Here is a 14173-nt window from a genome sequence, read left to right on the forward strand (position 1 = left end):
CACCGTCATGCCGCAGGCGATTACGGTCTTACAATCGGCAATATCGTCACCCTAACGAACATGTCTAAGGCCATGTCTCGCTGATCGCCCCGATGTTCGGCTACCTCGCGGACATCAACCACTGCGTGGCAAAATGGCGAAGGCACCTCAGGCGCAAGGATTACTTAGTTATAACGATCCAAAACCTGGCCGACCGTTATCGAACGAAGAGTTTAGTTTCGAATGCCTTGCTGGTCCAGCTGTCCCAAAGGCGATCTTGCACAGCACCGCGGACACCGACGTCTCCATCAGGCTCAACCGTTCGAGGGCCAAGCGCCCTACGAGCGTCGATCTGGTTGAGGTCGCCCCTGCCCGACCGCATGAACGAAGCGCCGGTCCGGTGAGCGACGCCCAAAGACAGCCGGGCCGCTTCGACTTCCACCAGAACAACTCGTGAACGAAGACTACCTTCCCCTGCCGTCCTGCCAGCGTATCGAAGAGCTGTAGGTATGTCCGCGGGTGCAACGCCGCGCCCACTCTGGACAACGGTGCCATAGCCACGCCTCGTGCATAAGTTCAACGTGCGCGTGCTTGTTCGGCGGCGGGTGTCGACTAGGATCGGGACATGTCGATTGAACGTCGCCTGCGTCAGCCGCTGAGACTCGCCGCGCTGTGTTGCCTTGCGCTGTTGGTATCGCTGGCGGCGCTAGCGACGGCGTTCATCCTGAGCCTTGCGAATGCGGGACGGAACTTCGACCGCGCCGGCATCGCGCAGGCGCAGCTTGCGGCCGTGTCGCGGATCGAAACGCTGGCAAACACTGGGGACGCCGCGGCGCTGCGCCCGGATCTCCACGCCTATGCACGGTTGATCCGCAACGAGACGGCGCTGTTACCTACCGCATCCGCCGAACACGCAGCGCAGGTGCGCGAGGCGGTGGATGCGGACCATCTCGCGGTGCTGGCCGCCGATCCGCAGCGGCGCGGCGAACTCGCGGACCTGGTTTCCCGCATCGTCGCACGGGAACGCAGCGAAGCCGCGCGGATCGGCGCGGACATGATCCGGCTGCGGGCGCGAACGACGATCCTGGCCGTGCTCCTCGTGCTGGCGGCAGGCGGATCAGCGTTGCTCGGAGCGCTGGGGCTGATCGCAGCCAATCGCCGGCTCGCCAATGAAGTTGCAGAGAAGACGGCGGAACTCGCCATGATTGATCAATCGCGCCGGCTGTTCTTTGCAAAGGCCAGCCACGAGATGCGGACTCCGATCACCGTGATGCGGGGAGAAGCGGAAGTGGCGCTGGCCGATCTCGCTGCCGAGCCGCGTGCACTGCGCGAGGCGCTCGGGCACGTCGTCGCCAATGCCGAGTTTCTCGAACACCGGATCGCGGAATTGCTAGGCTTGGCGCGCGCGGATGACGGTCAGCTTCAACTCGCGCGCGAGCTGGTCGATCTGGCGACGCTGGTGGAGGGGGCGGGCGACGCCGCCAGTGGTTATGCGCGCTCGGCCGAGGTCGCGCTGGCGGTCGAGACTATGGTGCCGCCGCTGACTGTACGGGGCGACGCGCGGTGGCTGCAACAGGCGGTGCTTGCCATCGTCGATAACGCGGTAAAGTTTTCGCCACTCGGGGGAACCGTCACCGTACGGCTCACGACCAAGGATGATGCGGCGCGGATCGATGTGGTGGATCAGGGATCGGGCGTCGCGGACGAGGCTTTGCCGCGGATCTTCGACGCCTATTACCAGGGGGATGCGGGACGATCACGGGGCGGCACCGGGCTCGGCCTGTCACTCGCACGGTGGGTCGTCGAGCAGCATGACGGATCGATCCATGCCGCCAACGCGCTCGCGGATGGCCTGAGCGTCGGCTGTACCGTGACGATCGACCTTCCCTTGGTACAAGTATGAAGATCCTGTTGGTCGAGGACGATGCCGGCATCGGCCGCTTCGTCAGCCGCGGACTGACCGCGCGCGGGTATGAGGTCGCCTGGGAACGCGCGGCTCGGGAGGTGCCGACGATGCTGCGAACCGGCGGATATGCCGCCGCACTGCTCGACGTGGGCCTGCCCGACCGTGACGGGATGGACCTGTGCCGGGCCCTGCGTGACGACGGGATCCGGGTGCCGATCCTGATGTTGACGGCGCGAGGGACGTTACAGGATCGGCTCGACGGGTTCGACAGCGGCGCGGACGATTATCTCCCCAAGCCGTTCGCATTCGAAGAACTCGTCGCGCGACTGGCGGCGATCGTCCGTCGGGGAGCCGACGCCGCACCGCCGCCGATGCGCTACGCCAATCTCGCGCTCGACCCGATTTCGCGGCATGCGCTGGTCGACGACCGCCCGCTCGCGCTGAGCCGGCGTGAGTTCGACCTGCTACAGCGGCTCGTCGCGGCCAATGGCGGCATTGCGCCACGAGTGGCGCTGGCCGCCGCGGTCTGGGGCACAGATGCCGGGATCAGCGATAACGCGCTCGACGTCTATATCGGCTATCTTCGCCGCCGACTGGGCGAACTTCGCGGCGCGCCGGCGATCGAGACGCTGCGCGGTCGTGGCTTCCGAATAGTGCCACCAACCAAGGTATGACGTAACCTGAGACCGATCTCAGGCAAGTGTCGATCAGCCAAGTTATCGTTTCCTCGGCGACGCAGATCGCAGGCGTTGGGGGGATGCAGCATGAAGACCCGTTTCCGTTGGCTGGCCGGTGTCGCCCTGATCGCCGTACCGGCCGCTGGCCACGCGCATCCGCAAACGCAGACAGGCCTCTCCCCCGAAATCATCGTGACGGCGACCCCGCTGTCCGACGTTGGCGAAGGGACGCTGCCCTTCCCCGCGCAGACCACCAGCGACGAGGAGATCGAGGCCGCGCACGCGACCGATATCACCGACTATCTGAAGCGCATGGCGGGCGGCGTGTTCGTCAACGACATCCAGAACAACCCGTTGCAGCCCGATATAAACTATCGCGGCTTCACCGCATCGCCGTTGCTCGGCACGCCGCAGGGGCTGTCGGTCTATGTCGACGGCGTCCGCGTCAACCAACCGTTCGGCGACGTCGTCAGCTGGGACCTGATCCCCAAATCCGCAATCCGTTCGATGACTTTGGTGCCCGGATCGAACCCGCTGTTCGGGCGTAATTCGCTGGGTGGCGCGATCTCCGTTCGGACCAAGGATGGCAAATCCGACCCCGGTGTCGAGATCGAGGCGAACTACGGATCATTCGATCGCCGCACCGTCGAGGCGCAGGCCGGCGGCAATGCCGACAACGGTTTCAACTGGTTCTTCAGCGGCGATTATTTCGCCGAGGACGGCTGGCGCGATGTCTCGCGGTCGGAGGCGGGGCAGGCATTCGGCAAGCTCGGCTGGTCTGATACGAAAACCAACGTCGCGCTGTCGGGGAGCTATGCGAATACCGACCTCAACGGCAACGGCCTACAGGACCAGCGCCTGCTCGAACGTGATCGGTCCAGCGTCTACACCTATCCCGACACTACCCGGAACACGGCGTACCTGATCAACCTCACGGGCGACCACCGGTTGTCCGACGCTCTGTCCTTTGCCGGCAACGCATTTTACCGCAACATCAGGACGCGCACGTTCAACGGCGACATCAACGACGATGCACTCGGCGAGAACCTGTATCAACCCAGCGCCGCCGAGCGCGCCGCACTGACCGCGGCCGGATATAGCGGCTTCCCGGTCGCGGGCGAGACGCAGGCCAACACCCCCTTCCCCAGATGGCGCTGCATCGCCAACGTGCTGCTGAACAGCGAGCCGAACGAGAAGTGCAACGGGCTTGCCAACCGTTCGGGCACGCGACAGCGCGAGTTCGGCGCGACCGGTGAGCTGACGCTGAAGACGCCGGTCGGGGGCGGTTTCAACGCGCTGACGGTCGGCGCTAGCTACGTCAACGGTCGCTCGGTGTTCGTCCAATCGTCGCAATTCGGCTATCTCTCGCCCGACCGCGGCATCGTCCCGGTCAGCGGTGCAGGCGCGTTCGCCGACGGGACGCAGGATTCCGAAAACGCGTTCGATGCGCGCGTCGACCTGACCGGCCGCACGACCACGCTCAGCGCCTATGGGCTCGATGCGTTCGACGTCAGCCGGACGCTGCATGTCGACCTGTCCGCGCGCTACGATCGCACCGTCGTCCACAACCGCGATGGGCTGCAACCCGGTGGCGGTACCGGATCGCTCGACGGCGACCACAAGTTCGACCGCGTGAACCCGGCGATCGCGCTGCGCTGGAGCCCGACCAAGACCTTCGCGATCGATGCGGCGCTCGCCCAGACCAGCCGTGCGCCATCGGCGATCGAGCTTGGCTGCGCGGACCCCGAGAGCCCCTGCCGCCTGCCCAACGCCCTGGCGGGCGATCCGCCGCTCGACCAGGTCGTTGCGCGCACCGTCGAGACGGGCATCAACGCCGACCTCCACGGTATCGCGCTGCGTCTCGGCGCATTCCGCACCGTCAGTCGGAACGACATCCTGTTCGTTGCCGACGATACCGCGGGCTTCGGCTATTTTCGCAATTTCGGGAAGACTCGCCGCCAGGGTATCGACGTCGATCTCGCCGGCGATGTCGGCCCGGTCCACCTGACCGGCCACTACACGCTGCTCGACGCGACCTATCGCAATGGCGAGACCGTCGACGGCTCGGGCAACAGTTCGAGCGAACACGTCGCGCCCGGATTCGAAGGTGAGATCGCCATCGAGAAGGGCGATCGCATCCCACTGATCCCGCGACACATCTTGAAAGCCGGCGCACGCTGGAAACCGGTAGAGATGCTCTCGCTCAGCGCCGACATGATTGCGATCTCGGGCGTGTATGCGCGCGGCAACGAGAACAACGAGCATGAGCCCGACGGGGTGTATTACCTCGGCGAGGGCAAGACCGATGCGTATGCGGTCGTCAATTTCGGCGCGGAGATCCGCCCGGCACGCCGGTTCACGATCTTCGCACAGCTCAACAACGCGTTCGACAAGCGCTATGCGACCGCCGCGCAACTGGGCGCGACCGGGTTCGACGCGAGCGGCAACTTCGTCGCGCGACCGTTTGCCGGGCCGGTAATCGACGGCGAACGGCCATTGGTGTCGTCGACCTTCTATGCACCGGGTGCCCCACGCTCGATCCAGGTCGGCGCCAAAGTGCGGTTCTGACGTCTTGGTGGGCGCTCGTCTTTGCGGAAGTACCAAGCCGGGTAGCCGAACCTCGATGGGGCGGGCGAAGGGTCCTAGCCCCGCTTGCCTACCAGTGGCAGCGATCGTTCCTCCAGACCCGGATATAAGTGCGACACCGACCGCTGTAGCTCATAGCGCGCGGCCTTCATCGCGGCGAAGCGTGGCGGGATCGCGATCTCGCCGGCTTCGACTGGATCCAATCCAGCCTGGATCGCGTCGGTCAATGCCATATCGATCCAGTCTATCCAGTCGCGGGTCTGGTCGATCGCGGCGTGCGGCGTGGAGTCGATCGGCCCATGGCCGGGAATTACCCGGAGCTGTCCCAACCCCTTCAGCGTATCGAGCGACGTACGCCAGTGCGGCAGGTTGGCATGCGGCGTCGATGGCGCACGATCGTGGAACACCAGATCGCCGGCAATCAGCGTCTTCGTCGCTTCGTCATAGATCGCAAGGTCTGCGCCGCTGTGCCCGGCCAACGCCAGGAGCCGGAGCGTGCGGCCGCCGATCGTCTCGCTGGGCGCAGCGATCACATGACCGGGGATGTGCAGCTCGGTCCCACGCATCCAGTCGCCCAGCAGGCGGTACATGCCGTCCGAAAAGCCTGGCCCTTCGCTTTTGAGCTCGGCGATCAGCGCGGGTGTCGCGGCGATCTGCGCAGGCTGGAACGCGGCATCACCGTAGGTGTGATCGGGGTGGAGATGGGTCAGATAGACGCGTGCGACAGGCTTGCCGGTCAGCTTTTTTGCAAGCGCGGTCAGCTCGGTACCATAGCGCAGCGACGGACCCGCATCGACCAGCACTGCGCCGTCCGCGGTATCAAGGATCGTGACGTTGGCGATCGCGCCGCCATTGCCCATGAGGATCGCATCGTCGGCGCCGCGGACCACCCAGATGCCATCGGCGACGACCTCGGGTTTCAGGCCATATTGAAACGCGGCTGCCAGGACCGGCATTGCCGCAACGCTCGCCAAGCAGCCGCCGACGAATGCGCGTCGGTGAATCAGCGACCTGCTCCCTGCACTGCGGCACTCACCGTTGCTGCGGTCAAGATGCCGGCATATTCGATACCGTTGGTGTCGCGGCCGTCGAACGAGACCGACTCGCCTGGCTTGATCTTGGGCATGAGCGTCAGGACCGGATCCTCGGCAACCGACGCCTGCATGTGCACCGTACCGATCGCGCTGCCGCCCGAGGAGGTAACCGTCATCTGTTCGAGATAATAGGCCGGGATATTATCGACGAAACCGGTATCCATCGGATGCCGGAACGACAGCATGACGCGCGCAGTACCGGCACTTTCCCAAAGCCGCCCGCGGGACTCGCCGAGATGCTGCGCCCAGTCGCCCTTCACGCGGCTGACCGGTGGCGCCGAACAGCCGCCCCCCGCCGCATCGATCCAACCGCCCGAAACCAGCCAGCTGCCGTCCTTCAACTGCACCGCGCCGCGTACCGGCGTCCGCTGGTCGAGTTTGATCCGCGTGGCGATGAACGGCTCGGCATTCGCCAGGCTGAAATCGATGGATTGCTGGATCGGGTTCATGTCCGCGAAGATCACGATCCGCACGACGTTCGGTATGGCGCGCGCATCGACCTGAACCGGGAAGGAGCGCTGATTTTCCGCGATCTTCGGAAAGTCGACCTTTACCCGCGGATCGAACCGGACGACCGCGTTTTCGCCGAACACCTGCTTGCCGACATAGCCCCACATCGGCGAGCCGAGCTGGTCCTTCGGCAGCGCCGCACCGGCGGTGGCGGGGATGGCCAAGAGGCCTGCGAGCAAGATGCCAAGCGTCTTCATACCTTGGTAGAAAGGTACGCACGAGGGACTTGCGCTACAATCCGACTTTGGGAGGAGAGCCGCCGTGATTCGGATGATGATGTTCGCTGCCGCAGTCGCTGCGCAATCGGCCGTGCCTGCTCCCGACATCGATCCCGGGACCGGATACCGGACCGCCCATTACCGCGCGGTCGTGCCGGCTGCGCCAGAGGGCGTACCGAAAATCGATACCGCGGCCGTCGCACGGCTGCTGGCGAAAAAGCACGCCATCCTGATCGATGTCATGCCAGCCGAGGGTGGCGTACGCGATCCGGCAACGGGCGTCTGGCGACTTGCCAAGCCGCGTCCCAGCATCGCCGGCGCACACTGGTTCCCCGAAGCGGGGCGCGGGGTGGTGGATCCGAGTATCGCAGCCTGGTTCGAGACGGGCGTCGCGTCGCTTCGCGGCAGGCGCGATCCGCGTCCGCTGATCGTGTTCTGCCTCGCCGACTGCTGGATGAGCTGGAATGCCTCGCGTCGGTTGGCGAAGGCCGGGTATGGGCATGTCTATTGGTATGCGGACGGTACCGATGGCTGGAGCGAAAGCGGGCGGACGCTGGTCGATGCCGTGCCGTTTCAAACTCGCCCGTACTAGAGAATGTTCATCTGCAAAGGCGGGTGCCCGGTCCGGGTCCCCGCCTTCGCGGGGACCCAAACTCAGCTGTTCGATCAACCGGTCAGGCGCTGTGCCGCGGGGCTGATCGTCGTGAAGTTGGCAACGTCGCCGAACACCGTCGCCGCAGTCGATCCCGAGATCGCCGCATCTCGCGCGGCGCCGTCGGTGAAGGTCAGTACCGCCACCGCAACGGCAGTCGGCGCATCGTCGTCGGGGAACAGCGCCACCGCGTCGGTCAGGCCGAGCGGTCCCCATTTCTCCTTCACGAGCGGCATGTGCGTGCCCGTATAATAGTCATGATCGAAGCTTGCGCCTTCGGTGGCTGGATAGCTGACGAGCAGGATACCGGCCATCTTACTTCGCCTGTGCCAGAGCGGCGGCCATGCGCTTGCCGGCCAATCCCGGGACCTTCACCGCCTTGGCCGCGGCGAGGTTCGCGGACGGGCCGTTGCCGACCTGGACGACCGCGACCATGCCCATCGCGTAATGCGGCTTGCACTTGATGCCGTAGATGCCCGGCTTGGTGACCGGCAGGACGAACTCCTTGTTCATCAGGCCGGAGCTCGGCGCAACGCCGTCGGGTAGCATCGTCGGGATCGTCTCGGCGTTGTGGCTCGGGTTGGTCGGAATGAAGTGGATCACGTCGCCTGGCTGCGCCTTGATGAAGGATGGCTCGAACACCATCATGCCGCCCTGCCCGCTGGTCTTCATGTGCACGGTGAGGTCCTTGGCGGCGGCCGGAGCCGCGGCGAACAGGGCGCCGATCATCAGCGAAGGGGCGGCCAGCGATGCGATGGTAAGCTTCATGCGATACTCTCCTGAAACGCGCGCGGCACGACCCCGCGGTTGACGTCCCCCTCACGCACGCTGCGGCGCGATCCCGCAATTGCCCTTTGGTGCAATGGCGCCCGCGCTGCGACGGGTCGATGGTCGCTGCAAGCCATAGATACGTCCGCAATCACCAAGGCGCGGACAATTGTACCGAGGAGGGATTACCATGCTGCAGCAGGCACTAGACCAGTTGAAGGGCCAGATCGCGATCCGGTCGAAATATGACAATTACATCGGCGGCGAATGGGTCGCGCCGACCAAGGGTCAGTATTTCGACAATCCTTCCCCCGTCACCGGCAAGACGGTGTGCCAGGTCGCGCGCGGCACCGCCGAGGACATCGAGCTGGCGCTTGACGCCGCGCACGCCGCTAAAGACGCCTGGGGCAAGAGCAGCCCGGCCGAGAGGGCCAACATCCTGAACAAGATCGCCGACCGGATGGAGGAAAAGCTCGATCTGCTCGCGATGGTCGAGACGATCGACAACGGCAAGCCGATCCGCGAGACGACCAACGCCGATATCCCGCTCGCGATCGACCATTTCCGCTATTTCGCCGGCTGCGTCCGTGCACAGGAAGGCGGCATTTCCGAGATCGACCACGATACGATCGCCTATCATTTCCATGAGCCGCTGGGCGTCGTCGGCCAGATCATCCCGTGGAACTTCCCGATCCTGATGGCGGTGTGGAAGCTCGCTCCCGCGCTCGGTGCCGGCAACTGCGTCGTGCTGAAGCCCGCCGAGCAGACGCCGATGTCGATCATGGTGCTGATGGACGTGATCGGCGACCTGCTGCCGCCGGGCGTGCTGAACGTCGTCAACGGCTTCGGCGTCGAGGCAGGCAAGCCGCTCGCGCAGAACAAGCGCATCGCAAAGATCGCGTTCACCGGCGAGACGACCACCGGCCGCCTGATCATGCAATATGCGACCGAGAACCTGATCCCCGTCACGCTCGAACTCGGCGGCAAGTCGCCCAACATCTTCTTTGCCGACGTGATGGACGCCGACGACGATTATTTCGACAAGTGTCTCGAAGGCTTCGCGATGTTCGCGCTCAACCAGGGCGAGGTCTGCACCTGCCCGAGCCGCGTGCTGATCCAGGAATCGATCTACGAGAAGTTCATCGCGCGCGCGATCGAGCGCGTGAAGGCGATCAAGATGGGCTCGCCGCTCGATCCCTCGACGATGATCGGCGCGCAGGCGTCGAACGACCAGCTCGAGAAGATCCTGTCGTACATCGATATCGGCAAGGCGGAAGGCGCCAAGATCCTGACCGGCGGCGAACGCGCGCAGCATGACGGCGAGTTCTCCGACGGGTATTACATGGAGCCCACGATCATCGAGGGTAACAACAGGATGCGCGTCTTCCAGGAGGAAATCTTCGGCCCGGTCGTCGCAGTGACGACCTTCAAGGACGAAGCCGACGCGCTCGCGATCGCCAACGACACGCTCTACGGCCTCGGTGCCGGCGTCTGGTCGCGCAACGGCACGACCGCCTACCGGATGGGCCGCGGTATCCAGGCCGGCCGCGTATGGACCAACTGCTACCACCTCTACCCTGCGCATGCCGCATTCGGTGGCTACAAGCAGTCGGGGATCGGCCGCGAGAACCACAAGATGATGCTCGATCACTATCAGCAGACCAAGTGCCTGCTGGTCAGCTATTCGGCCAAGGCGCTCGGCTTCTTCTGATACAGCTTCTGGTACGCACGTGAGATCGGAACCCCTTTCTCCCATGATCTCGCGACCGCGCTGCGGCGGGCCCCAGGGTCCGCCGCATTTTTCCGTTTTCAAGGCTGGCTCCATGACCCTTGCTACGCTCGCCCCGCCCCGGATCCTGTCGACCGCCGCCGCCGATGCGCTGATCGCGAAGCTTGCCGCGCAACACGGCCCGCTGATGTTCCACCAGTCCGGCGGCTGCTGCGATGGGTCTGCGCCGATGTGCTATCCGGCGGGCGAATTCCGCGTCGGCACGCAGGACATCCTGCTCGGGCGTATCGCACCCGGCGCGACGGAAGGGGGCGTCCCCGTCTGGATCGGCGCCGCACAGTTCGATTATTGGCGGCATACCCAGGTGACGATCGACGTCGTGCCGGGGCGCGGCGCGGGGTTCTCTCTCGAGGGACCCGAGGGACTGCGCTTCATGATCCGCAGCCGCGTCTTCACCGACGCGGAGGCCGATGCGCTCGACGCAGCCGGCCCGCCGGAGCGTGGCGCTTGACCCGGTCGATCGGCGGATGACGAGACTGCCCGAGCGTGACATGATCGCGGCGATGTCCGTTCCGCCTCATCCGTCGCGTGCGCCGTCCTCACCGATCCGTGTCGCCGCGACCCGCGTCACCGATCCCGAGATGGCGATCCGCGATCTGTTCGGTCGGCTCGATCTGCCCGAGCTCGCCGGCATCGTCCTGTTCTGTTCGAGCCGATATCCGCTCGACGCATTGGCCGAGGCAATCGGCAGCCGTGCCGAGGGCCTGACGATCGTCGGTTGCACGTCGTCGGGGGAGATCACGCCGGACGGACTGGACGAGGGCACGATCACCGCGATCGGCTTTCCCGCGAGCGATTTCCGGTTGAGCGCGACCTGTTTCGAGAATCTCGACACGTTCGATTCCCGCGTCGCGCAACAGACGGTTCGATCGATGGTCGCCACCGCCGCGCTGCCCGGACCACAACTGGGCGACACGCCGAGCCACGCCGCAATCTTCCTGGTCGACGGGCTTTCGCATCGTGAAGAGATGCTGACGCTGACGTTGCAGGACGCGTTGGGCGAGGTGCCGCTGATCGGCGGCTCCTCGGGCGACGGCCTCGATTTCCGCGAGACGTTCGTGTTCTACGAAGGACGGTTTCGCCGCGACGCCGCGATCGTCGCGATCCTGTCGTCGTCGCGCCGGATGAAGGTGTTTCGTGCGCAGCATTATGGCCCGGGCGACGTCAAGATGGTCATCACCGTCGCCGACCCGGTGACGCGGATCGTCCACGAGATCAATGCCGAGCCCGCCGTCGAGGAATATGCGCGACTGATCGGTACGACCGTGGCAGAACTCAGCCCCAACCACTTCGCGGCACACCCGCCGATGGTCCGCGCAGGCGGCGAATATTTCGTGCGATCGATCCAGACCGCGAACCTCGATGGCAGTCTCACTTTCTACTGTGCGATCGACGAAGGTATCGTCCTGACGCTGGGCGAAGCGACCGACATCATGCAGAACCTGCACGAGCTGTTCGAGGATCTCGATCGTTCGGTCGGCGGGATCGACCGTATTCTCGGCTTCGACTGCGTCCTGAACAACGTCGAAGTCGAGCAGCGCCAGTTGCGCAGCGCGGTATCGGCGCTGTTCGCCGACCGCGGCGTCGTTGGATTCAACACGTACGGCGAGCAATATCATGCGCTGCACGTGAACCAGACGTTCAGTGGGCTGGCGATCGGGCGATGATCGCGGATCCCGATGAGCACAGCGACGACCGGGTCGCCGCGCTGGAGATCCAGCTGGGAAAACTGGCGCGGATCAATGCATCGCTGATGGGCCGGGTCGAGCGATCGACCGATCTGCGCGGCAACGCCTTTTCGGTGTTCGAAACCGCGATCTCGCTGGAGGGCAAAGTCCGCGAACGCACCGCCGACCTCGAGCGCGCGCTCGGCGAACTGGCCTCGACGAATGCCGAACTCGCGCAGGCCAAGGAAGCAGCCGACAGCGCGCGCCGCCGGCTGGGCGACGCGATCGAGACGATCAACGAGGGGTTCGCGATCTTCGACGCGGACGATCGACTGGTGCTGTGCAACCAGACCTATCTGTCGCTTTGGCCCAAGGTCGCCGACCAGATCGTGCCCGGCGTGCGGTTCGACGAGATCCTCGGCAAGATCGGCGAGACCCGCGGGATGCTCGGGGCGATGGTTGCACCGGATCGCTGGATATCGGAGCGCGGCGCGGCGCACGAGATCGCCGAGGGTGGCCAGGTCATCGCGCTTGCCGATGGCCGCTGGATCCAGGTCAACGAGCGGAGGACGACCGAAGGCGGCGTCGTCGGCGTCTATACCGACATCACCGACATCAAAGCCGAGGATGCCCGATTGCGCGCGCGCGAGCTCGCCGAGCGTGCGGTCGTGTTGCAGGCGACACTCGATGCGATGCCGCAGGGCGTGTGCGTGTTCGATCGTGAGCGCGCGCTGCTGGCGTGGAACGATCCGCTGCTCGCGTTCCTCAAGCTGCAGCCGACGCGAGCGAGGCTTAAGATCGCGGATCACGCCGCATTGATCCAGTGGTGCCGCACCGCGTTGCCGCGTGCGAATGCTGCCGACACGCTCGGCTGGCTCGGCGAAGGCGAACCGGAAACCGTCGCGATCCGCGCGCTGGAGGATGGCCGCAGCGTCGAGGTGCGGCGGCTGCCGATGCCGGGCGGCGGCATGGTGATGAGTTTCGATGACGTCACCGACCGGCTCCGTGCCGCGGCGGCGTTGCGCGAGACAAACGAGACGCTCGAACGCCGGGTGCAGGAACGCACCGCTGCGGTCGTCGCCGTCAATATCGAGCTCCAGCAGCAGGTGGCCGAACGCGTCGCCGCCGAGGCCGCGATGCGCGAGGCGAAGACCGCCGCGGAACAGGCAAACCTGTCGAAGACGCGGTTTCTCGCCGCCGCGAGCCACGATCTGTTACAGCCCTTGAACGCCGCGCGACTGTTCGTCTCGGCGCTGGCGACGCGGCGAATGGCGGCGGCAAACCGGACGCTGGTCGAGCAGACCGGCTCCGCGCTCGATTCGATCGAGGACCTGCTCGAGGCGCTGCTGGAGATATCGAAGCTCGACGCGGGCGCGGTAAAGCCCGAGATCGTCGACGTGCCGCTCGGCGAATTGCTGCACGCGCTGCAGGCCGAGTTCGCGCTGGCTGCGGGCACGCGCGGTCTGACGCTGACCGTCGAGCCGAGCACCGCCTGGGTCCGCTCCGACGCGCGCCTGCTGCGGCGGATCCTCCAGAACTTCCTGTCGAACGCGCTGCGCTACACACGGCAGGGCGGCGTCGTGATGGCCGCGCGGCACGAAGGAGCAAACGTCCGGATCGCGGTCACCGATACTGGTCCCGGGATCGATCCCGCACACCATGTCGAGATCTTCGAAGAGTTTCGCCGGCTGAACGCCGGGCATGAGCGCGGCATGGGGCTGGGCCTTGCGATCGTGCAGCGTGCCGGGCGGATGCTGGACCACCCGATCGGCGTACGATCGGCGATCGGTACAGGGTCGACCTTCTGCGTGACGGTGCCGCTGGCGGTCGAGGGTACGCGTCAGATCCGCGCGGTTAGCGCCGTTGTCCGCCGGGGAATTGCGGCACGCACGGTGCTGGTGATCGACAACGAGGAGACCATCCTCGAAGGCATGCGCGCCGTACTGGAGGGCTGGGGCTGCGACGTCCTGACCGCGGTCGGTGCGTCCGAGGCGAGAGCAGCGATCGCCTCGTCGGGCGCGCCGGTCGACGTGATCCTGGCGGACTATCATTTGGGTGACGGCATGACCGGGGAAGTCGTAGTGGCGCAGTTGCGGACGTCGCTCGACCGACCGACACCGGCGGTGATCATCACCGCAGACCGCGAACCGGACCTGCGCGACCGGTTGCTGGGTGCCGGTCTGCATGTATTGCAGAAGCCGGTGAAGCCGGCGCAGTTGCGGGCGTTGCTGGCGCGGCTGACTGGCTAGGCTTTGGGCAGGTGCTGTTGCCCCCTCCTCCTTGTTCTCCCGCGAAGGCAGGAGCCCAGCCCGGGTCCCCGCCTTTGC

General features: G+C 65.5%; 12 protein-coding genes. 8 read left to right on the plus strand and 4 right to left on the minus strand.

Annotated features, from left to right (window positions below; all coding sequences use genetic code 11):
• Positions 1 to 604: 604 nt before the first annotated feature.
• The 3 genes from SJY41_RS06735 (at position 605) to SJY41_RS06745 (ending at position 5130) form a co-directional block, all read left to right on the plus strand.
• On the plus strand, positions 605 to 1882 hold the full coding sequence (locus tag SJY41_RS06735) for a sensor histidine kinase (protein ID WP_380780207.1): 1278 nt from the start codon (positions 605 to 607) through the stop codon (positions 1880 to 1882).
• On the plus strand, positions 1879 to 2559 hold the full coding sequence (locus tag SJY41_RS06740) for a response regulator transcription factor (RefSeq protein ID WP_380780209.1): 681 nt from the start codon (positions 1879 to 1881) through the stop codon (positions 2557 to 2559). Before SJY41_RS06735 ends, SJY41_RS06740 begins: the two co-directional genes overlap by 4 nt.
• Before the next feature lie 90 nt (positions 2560 to 2649).
• Positions 2650 to 5130 (plus strand): TonB-dependent receptor, encoded by a 2481-nt coding sequence (locus SJY41_RS06745; protein WP_380780211.1) that lies wholly within the window; start codon positions 2650 to 2652, stop codon positions 5128 to 5130.
• 74 nt (positions 5131 to 5204) lie between these two features.
• Here SJY41_RS06745 and SJY41_RS06750 read toward each other — a convergent pair whose 3' ends face one another.
• Together SJY41_RS06750 and SJY41_RS06755 are read right to left on the minus strand one after the other, a co-directional pair.
• Entirely contained in the window at positions 5205 to 6104 is a 900-nt protein-coding gene (locus SJY41_RS06750; RefSeq protein ID WP_380780213.1) for a quinoprotein relay system zinc metallohydrolase 1, read from the minus strand.
• 47 nt (positions 6105 to 6151) lie between these two features.
• Positions 6152 to 6949 (minus strand): quinoprotein dehydrogenase-associated SoxYZ-like carrier, encoded by a 798-nt coding sequence (locus SJY41_RS06755; RefSeq protein ID WP_380780214.1) that lies wholly within the window; start codon positions 6947 to 6949, stop codon positions 6152 to 6154.
• A gap of 73 nt (positions 6950 to 7022) precedes the next feature.
• On the opposite strand from SJY41_RS06755, the gene SJY41_RS06760 reads away from it, so the two are divergent.
• Positions 7023 to 7562, plus strand: coding sequence for a rhodanese (locus SJY41_RS06760; RefSeq protein WP_380784075.1), 540 nt, complete (start codon positions 7023 to 7025; stop codon positions 7560 to 7562).
• 74 nt (positions 7563 to 7636) lie between these two features.
• Here the strand turns inward: SJY41_RS06760 and SJY41_RS06765 are convergent, their stop codons facing one another.
• Both SJY41_RS06765 and SJY41_RS06770 read right to left on the minus strand, forming a co-directional pair.
• Positions 7637 to 7936: an EthD family reductase gene (locus SJY41_RS06765; RefSeq protein ID WP_380780216.1), complete on the minus strand. Its 300-nt coding sequence runs from the start codon at positions 7934 to 7936 to the stop codon at positions 7637 to 7639.
• Between the two features lies 1 nt (position 7937).
• Complete coding sequence (locus SJY41_RS06770) at positions 7938 to 8390, minus strand: pseudoazurin (protein ID WP_380780218.1); 453 nt, start codon at positions 8388 to 8390, stop codon at positions 7938 to 7940.
• A gap of 190 nt (positions 8391 to 8580) precedes the next feature.
• Here SJY41_RS06770 and adh point away from each other — a divergent pair, with 190 nt between their 5' ends.
• The 4 genes from adh (at position 8581) to SJY41_RS06790 (ending at position 14095) form a co-directional block, all read left to right on the plus strand.
• The gene (gene adh / locus SJY41_RS06775; RefSeq protein ID WP_056025322.1) at positions 8581 to 10101 is read left to right on the plus strand and encodes an aldehyde dehydrogenase; all 1521 of its coding nucleotides are present in this window, start codon (positions 8581 to 8583) and stop codon (positions 10099 to 10101) included.
• A gap of 112 nt (positions 10102 to 10213) precedes the next feature.
• Complete coding sequence (locus SJY41_RS06780) at positions 10214 to 10630, plus strand: DUF779 domain-containing protein (protein ID WP_380780221.1); 417 nt, start codon at positions 10214 to 10216, stop codon at positions 10628 to 10630.
• 40 nt (positions 10631 to 10670) lie between these two features.
• Complete coding sequence (locus SJY41_RS06785; protein WP_380784076.1) at positions 10671 to 11846, plus strand: FIST N-terminal domain-containing protein; 1176 nt, start codon at positions 10671 to 10673, stop codon at positions 11844 to 11846.
• Positions 11843 to 14095 (plus strand): NahK/ErcS family hybrid sensor histidine kinase/response regulator, encoded by a 2253-nt coding sequence (locus tag SJY41_RS06790; protein WP_380780223.1) that lies wholly within the window; start codon positions 11843 to 11845, stop codon positions 14093 to 14095. Before SJY41_RS06785 ends, SJY41_RS06790 begins: the two co-directional genes overlap by 4 nt.
• Positions 14096 to 14173: the final 78 nt, after the last annotated feature.

The organism is Sphingomonas sp. R86520 (assembly GCF_042466285.1).
Taxonomy (GTDB): Bacteria; Pseudomonadota; Alphaproteobacteria; order Sphingomonadales; family Sphingomonadaceae; genus Sphingomonas.